General features: G+C 69.2%; 7 protein-coding genes. 3 read left to right on the top strand and 4 right to left on the bottom strand.

Features of this window, described 5'->3' with window-relative positions; all coding sequences use genetic code 11:
• From ACFWF3_RS19780 to ACFWF3_RS19790, 3 genes are all read right to left on the bottom strand, one after another.
• On the bottom strand, positions 1-1979 hold a 1979-nt coding region (locus ACFWF3_RS19780; RefSeq protein WP_379314778.1), incomplete at its 3' end, for an arabinosyltransferase domain-containing protein.
• Between the two features lie 40 nt (positions 1980-2019).
• On the bottom strand, positions 2020-2913 hold the full coding sequence (locus tag ACFWF3_RS19785; protein WP_379314779.1) for a serine hydrolase: 894 nt from the start codon (positions 2911-2913) through the stop codon (positions 2020-2022).
• A gap of 25 nt (positions 2914-2938) precedes the next feature.
• Positions 2939-3814, bottom strand: a complete 876-nt coding sequence (locus ACFWF3_RS19790; protein ID WP_378991439.1) for a LysR family transcriptional regulator — start codon at positions 3812-3814, stop codon at positions 2939-2941.
• A gap of 168 nt (positions 3815-3982) precedes the next feature.
• Between ACFWF3_RS19790 and bla the strand changes: the two genes are divergently transcribed.
• Both bla and ACFWF3_RS19800 read left to right on the top strand, forming a co-directional pair.
• On the top strand, positions 3983-4900 hold the full coding sequence (gene bla / locus ACFWF3_RS19795) for a class A beta-lactamase (RefSeq protein ID WP_379314780.1): 918 nt from the start codon (positions 3983-3985) through the stop codon (positions 4898-4900).
• Between the two features lie 6 nt (positions 4901-4906).
• On the top strand, positions 4907-5050 hold the full coding sequence (locus ACFWF3_RS19800; RefSeq protein ID WP_379314781.1) for a hypothetical protein: 144 nt from the start codon (positions 4907-4909) through the stop codon (positions 5048-5050).
• Between the two features lie 3 nt (positions 5051-5053).
• Here the strand turns inward: ACFWF3_RS19800 and ACFWF3_RS19805 are convergent, their stop codons facing one another.
• Positions 5054-5968 carry an AraC family transcriptional regulator gene (locus ACFWF3_RS19805; protein WP_379314782.1) on the bottom strand — a complete coding sequence of 305 codons (915 nt, stop codon included), beginning with the start codon at positions 5966-5968 and terminating at the stop codon, positions 5054-5056.
• Between the two features lie 118 nt (positions 5969-6086).
• On the opposite strand from ACFWF3_RS19805, the gene ACFWF3_RS19810 reads away from it, so the two are divergent.
• The coding region (locus ACFWF3_RS19810; RefSeq protein WP_379314783.1) for a saccharopine dehydrogenase NADP-binding domain-containing protein at positions 6087-6472 on the top strand (386 nt) is incomplete at its 3' end.

Consider the following 6472-nt stretch of genomic DNA (forward strand, 5'->3'; position numbering starts at 1 on the left):
GAATCCCAGCGGGTGCGTTCCTCGAACCAGGACATGTCGGGGCCCACGAGCTGGCGCACGCGGGTGGCTTCGAGGACGGTCGAGAAGGTTTGGTCGGCGAAGACGACGACCAGTACGAGAGTGCCCACGGCGACGATCGGGGCCACGAGTGCGGCGTATCGGAGGACCACAGTTCCGCGAGCGGACGCGCCGACGCCCGAAGCCGGTCTGGCGCGGGCGATGATCGTGCGCAGCACCGGTCGCGAACCGGCCAGCAGTGCTGCCACGCAGATCAATCCGGTGGGACCGGCCGCCAGGGAGAACGCGGCGATCAGCACCGCGACGGCGGCGGGCAACAGGCGGCGGGTGGCGATCGCCCGTTCCATCGAGCACCAGGTGAGGAGCGCGCCGACCGCGATCAGGGGCTCGGGACGCAGGCCGTTGTTGTAGGGCAGCCACATCGACAGGAACACCAGGGCCGCGGTCCAGCGCGCGACCCCGCTCGCGCGCACACCGGAACCCAGGCGCGGCAACACTTCCCGGCTGATCACCAGCCAGCACACGAACCCGGCGAGTAATGCGGGCAACCGCATCCACACCCCGATCTCGCTGACCCGGGTCATCTGGGCGAGCACCTCGTAGGGCCACCCGAACGGTGCCTCCGCGACCTGGAACCAGCGGTAGTAATTGGCGGTGTAGCCCGCTTCCTTCGACGCGCGCGCCATCGTGAGGATGTAGCCGTCGTCAGAACTGTTGGCGCCGAACACATGCCAGCTGACCAATGTGCCCGCGACCACCGCGTCGAGACCGGTGAACCGCCACCACCGGGCGGGCAGAACGCGACGCGTCCGGCGGCCGTCGCGAGCGTCGCCGCGGTGCAGGCAGATCAGGGCGAGCAAGGCGCTCAATACCGCCCCGACGATCGCCGCCAGCTTCCAGCCACTCGGACTCGACGAGAACCGCGCATCGATCTCGGCATGCAGTCGCGCGTCTCCCATCCGTCCGCGATCCAGCTCGGTGAAGACTCCGACCACCTGTGGTCGCACATCAGCGTCCACGGTCGTCTTCATCGGCGAGCCGTCGGCCCGGGTCATACCGGTGAGCTCGGCGGTCGTGCTCGAGCCGGTGGAAACCACGGTCAGCGCTCCGCATCGGGCGTCGCGTGCGGTCTCGGGCACGGCTGCGCCGGGCGCGCCGCCCGGTGGCTTCGTCGTCGAGGACGGCGCACCGCTCGGCCCGTTCGGCGGAACCGCGCCCGAAGGGGGAGTGCTGCCAGGAGCGGGAGCGCCGCTGGGTGGAGCAGTGCCGGTGGGTGGCGCGCCGTTAGGTGCAGTGGTGCCGCCGGGTGGTGGCGCACCGTTGGGAGTGGCGCCGCCAGAGGGCGGTGCACCGTTGGGTGGGGTGCCGCTGGCGGGCGGTGCGTTGTTGGGTGGGGTGCCGCTGGCGGGCGGTGCGTTGTTGGGCGGGGTGCCTCTGGCGGGCGGTGCGTTGTTAGGGGGAGTGCCGCCCACGGGCGGTGCGCCGTTGGGGGCGGGTGGCCGGTTCGCGTCGGTAGGGGGTGGTTGTGTGCCATCACGGTCGTCGGCGGCTGAGCTCTCTTTCACTGGGTCGTTCCCCGCGATATCCGCGATCGGCGTGCTCAACAGCAGCTTGTCGCGCAGCACCACGGACAATGTGCGCCCGGCTCCCGGCCGGTCCTCGATGCGCGCGACCAAGCCTTTCGATCCTGCTCGCGGCGCCTGGGCGGGAACGGTGGACAGGACTGTCCCGCCGGTCATGTCGCGCAACGCCGTACACGGAATGCTCACGTCGAGCGACAACGGCACGTAGTCCACGAGTGGCGCGCTGAGTTGCATCGACTGGGGCTGTGGCCACTCCAGGCTCGCGCGCTGCTGCTGAACCGGTAGCAACGGAGTCGCCACCGCCAGCACCACACCCAGCGCCCCCGCCGCGATCCCGATTTTCTGCACTCGGCCGAAGCCGGAAGAATCTCCACCCACAAACGACGATGCTAGCCATGGTCGTCAGAGAGTTGTCACCTCAGCGCGGGCGGCGCAGTTCGGTGACGGCGATCCGTGCCGCCTCGCCGATCGCGGTGTCGACCACCGGCAGCATCGGATCCGCGCGGGCGGCGCGGGTGAAGACCGCTACCGCTACCGGTGTTTCGCCAGGGAATTCGACGACGGCGACTTCGTTGCGGATCACCCCGATGGTGCCGGTCTTGCCCGCCACCAGGACTCCGCGATGGGGGAATCCGGCGGCGATGCGGTGCGGCCAGATCTGCTTGCTCATCACCGTGCGCGCGAATGCCGTACCGGCCGTGGACAATATGTCACCGGTCCACAGCTTCCCCAGGAACCGGGTCATCTCCTCGGGTGTGGTCGCGCTGGCGTAGGAGGGGTCGTAGGCGGAGACGGTCCACGCCTCGTCGTTGTCCGCCAGGACCGCGAAAGCCTCTGCGGTGCTGTGGGTATCGGTATCGCGGACCAGGCTGCGGTGCTGGTCGGCCGTCCCGCCGACGATCCGGGTATCCGTCAGAGCGAGCTCGTGCACCAGCTCGCTCACCGCGGCGAGACCGACCTCGCCGAGCAGGACATCGGCGGCGGCATTGTCGGACACGGTCATCATCGATGCCGCCAGATCGCGGCGGCTCAGCGTGACCGGATCATGGAGTGCCGCAAGGCCGGTAGGGCCCGGCGTGCAGTCGGCGGGATCGATGGTGAGCCGGCCGGTGGGGTCGATCAGGCCGTGGTCGACCTGTCGCAAGAACGCTGCCAACAGCAGCAGTTTGTAGACCGACGCGATCACCACCCGCTCGTGCCCACCGACGGAGATCTCGCCGACGGACCCATCGCAGCGCCGGGCGTGCAACCAGCCGACGCAGCCCGCATCGGCGAACACGGCACGGATCCGGGCACTCGCCGATTCCGTCATGCCGGCACCGCCGCGTCGAACACACTCATCGCAGCCGCTCCCGGTACAGCACCCGATCCAGCGCATCGGCATGCGCTCCCGCGTCCGCTCTGCGAATTACCCTGATCCGCAAGGCAATCGACTGCGGTGCCAGCGTGAGCCAGGCCACTCCCGGTGTCGGCGTCGGCGAGGTGGCGGTGACGCCGAAACTCGTGCCCGCCGCCACCGCGGCCAACACCGCCCGATCGTCGGGAGCCGCGAGTGGTGGTGCGTCCAGCCCCCGTTCCCGCAGCAGGTCGATGATGCTGTCGAAGGCGGGCGGGTTCGCGGCGCGCGGTGGATGCGCGAAGTGCAGTCCGGCGAGCATCGGGAAGGTCGGTCGTTCGGCGGTGGTGGTGCGGTGCTCGGCGGGTACCACCAACCAGCGCGGTAACTTCACCACCGGTCCGGCCTCCACCCCGTCGACCAGCGCCGGATGTTCGATCACCGCCACATCGCAGATGCCCGCGCGCACCTCGGCGACGAGATCGACGGTCGTGGCCAGTGTCGTCGCCACGCTGCCACCCGCGGCGCGCAAGCCGGTGACACACGCGGTGACCAGACGATCGGGTAGCGCGGTCGTCGCAGCGAACCGCACGGTCCCGCTGAGCTGCGCGATCCGCAGTGATTCGGCGAGCAATCGGTCGGCGTCGTCGACGAGCAGCCGGGCACGCGGCAACAGGTGTTTGCCCGCGGTGGTGAGTAGCGCGCCCTGGCTGGTGCGGTGGATGAGCTCGACGTCGAGATGTTGTTCGAGGCGGCGCAACCCCTGCGACAGGGGAGGTTGGGTCATGTCGAGTGCCGCTGCTGCCCGCCCGAAGTGGCCCTCGTCCGCGACGGAGACGAAGAACCGGAGGTGGCGGATCAGATCCATATCGGCCATTGAACCAGCGCTCTTGCCACGGCTCGGTCGATCTGGGCGGACGAGCTGGTGGGTATCGGTCTTCCCTGTCGCGTTACCGCTGTTCACCTGCGGTGATATCGGTTGCGACTCGTCCAGCCCGCTGTCCGGTATTGGCTTCGAACCGGTCGGCGATGATTGCGTGCACCGGTGACTTCCTCCACACTGACGCCCCGCCTCCGCACCCGGATCGCCGCCGTCGCGCTGGCGATCTCGGCCGTGACGTGCACCGCCTGCTCGCGCAACGACGCCGAACCGGCACCGAGTACTTCGGCGGCCGTGCCCGCCACCGCGACATTCGCCGGCATGGAGGCGAAATACGGCGCCAGACTGGGTCTGTCGGTAGTTGACACCGCAAGCGGAGCCACGGTCGACTACCGGGAGGACGAACGCTTCCCGATGGCCTCGACCTTCAAGGGTATGGCGTGCGGCGCACTCCTGCAGGCGCATCCGCTGTCCACCGGCTATTTCGACCAGGTCATCCGCTACACCGCGGCCGACATCGTCGTGAACTCGCTGGAGACGGAGAAACACATCGACACCGGCATGACCGTCACCGCGCTCTGCGACGCGGCGATCACCCTGTCCGACAACACCGCGGGCAACATGCTGCTCCGATTGCTGGGTGGCCCAGCGGGATTCACCGCCTTTCTGCGCAGCCTGGGTGACACCGTGTCCCGTCTCGATCGCTGGGAGCCCGAACTCAACACCGCGATCCCCGGCGACGAACGCGACACCACCACCGCTGCCGCCCTGGTGGCGAACTACCGTGCCCTCGTCGTCGGCACCGCCCTCCCGGAGCCCGAACGCGCCCAACTCGCCACGTGGCTGAAGGCGAGCAAGACCGGCGCCAAACGCATCAAGGCAGGTCTGCCCACGGACTGGATCGTCGGCGACAAAACCGGCAGCCCGGCCTACGGCTCCGCCCTCGACGTAGCTATCGCCTGGCCCCCCCACCGCGCGCCCCTGGTCCTCGCCGTCCTCACCACCAAGCCGGACCAGAACGCCGAACCCTCCAACGACCTCGTCGCCGAGGCAACGAAAGCCGCTGTAGCCCAACTCAACTGATCTCGCGTGTCGAGGAGCGGCGAAGGCGTTGCCGGGGCGGCGGCGAAGCTCGGTGTGGATCCGGTCAAGCCGATCACGTTGATCGGGGTGGCTGCGCTCGGTGAGCCGGATCTGCTCGTCGAGGTGGAGGCTACGGCTGTGCTCGACTGACGGTTACCGCACGCCCGCCAGCAGGACCTCGATCGATGTCGAGCGGTATCGGCCAGGTGCCGTGCCGAATTCGCGTTTGAAGGCCTTGCTGAACGCGTACTCGGAGCTGTATCCGGTGTGCCTCGCGACGGTCGAGAGTGGGTGGTCGGTGTCGCGGAGCAGGCGGGCAGCGGTGAGCATGCGCCAGCGGGTGAGGTAGGTCAGCGGGGGCTCGCCGACCAGCGTGGTGAAACGTTTGGCGAAGGCGGCGCGACTGAGACCTGCTCGGGCGCCGAGGGATTCGACGGTCCAGCCGTGGGCGGGGTCGTCGTGGACGGCGCGCAGGGCGCGGGAGATGTCCGGGTCGGCGACCGCGGCCGCCCAGCCGGTCGTCTGGGCGGAGTCCGCGAGCCGGGCGCGCAGGAGATAGAGGAGCAGCAGGTCCAGCAGTGGGGGTATCGCCGCGTCGGCGCCGGGGTGGGGGTGGGTGAGTTCGTCGGCCAGCAGGTCCACCGCGGCGCGCAGCGACGGATGCGTGCCGAGCCGGGCCGGAATGTGTACCACCTCGGGCAGTTCCGTCAGCAGCGGATGGGTTCGGTCGGCGGCGAGCTGGTAGGAACCGCACAGCAGGGTCGCGGGAGCGCCCGGCCCCGTCACGATCCGGACATCCTCGGGGCCCGCAGTTTCGGTCACCGGGCTGTCGAGCTGGTCGAGCAGATCGTGGGCCACCCCGCGAGGCATGAAGACCGCGTCACCGGCGCCCAGTGCCAGCGGCTGCGCATCGGGTCGCGTCAGCCAGCACGAACCCTGCAGAATCACATGGAAGCCCGCGCTCTCGATGCGTGGATACGCCCGACCCCACGGCGCGTGCCGCACGAACATGCCGGAGGCTGGGCTGCCGGTCTTCGCGGTGGCCAGGACATCGCTCAGCAGATCCATGTTCAAAACGGTACTCGCAGAGACGGTCGGATATCCAGACAAGATTCTGGATGATTTCTTGTCTCACGAATCGTTCATACGCTGTGTTCATCAGCCCGATGAGCACAAGGAACACGACATGAAGATCGCCGTCTACGGAGCCAGTGGCCACGTCGGAACATTCGCGGTGCGGGAACTGCGCGAGCGCGGTATCGAGACCGTGGCCGTAGGCCGCGACGCCGCGCGGCTCGCCGGACTCGCCGCCGAGGTCCGCGTCGCCGCCGCCGACGATCACGCCGCGCTCGTCGCCGCGTTCGCCGACGTCGACGCCGTGATCAGTACGCTGCCCGACTACACCGGTCGCGGCGAGGGAGTGCTGCGCGCCGCCATCGCCGCCGGCGTCCACTACGTCGACGTCGCGGGGGAACAGCTCTTCGTCGAGAAGGTCTTCGCCGAATTCGGCCCGCTCGCGGCGCAAGCCGGAGTGACGCTCTCGACCGCGACCACCGAAGCGGGGATCTTCGG

Origin of the sequence: Nocardia sp. NPDC060220, assembly GCF_042727815.1 — a bacterium.
In the GTDB taxonomy this organism is placed as follows: domain Bacteria; phylum Actinomycetota; class Actinomycetes; order Mycobacteriales; family Mycobacteriaceae; genus Nocardia.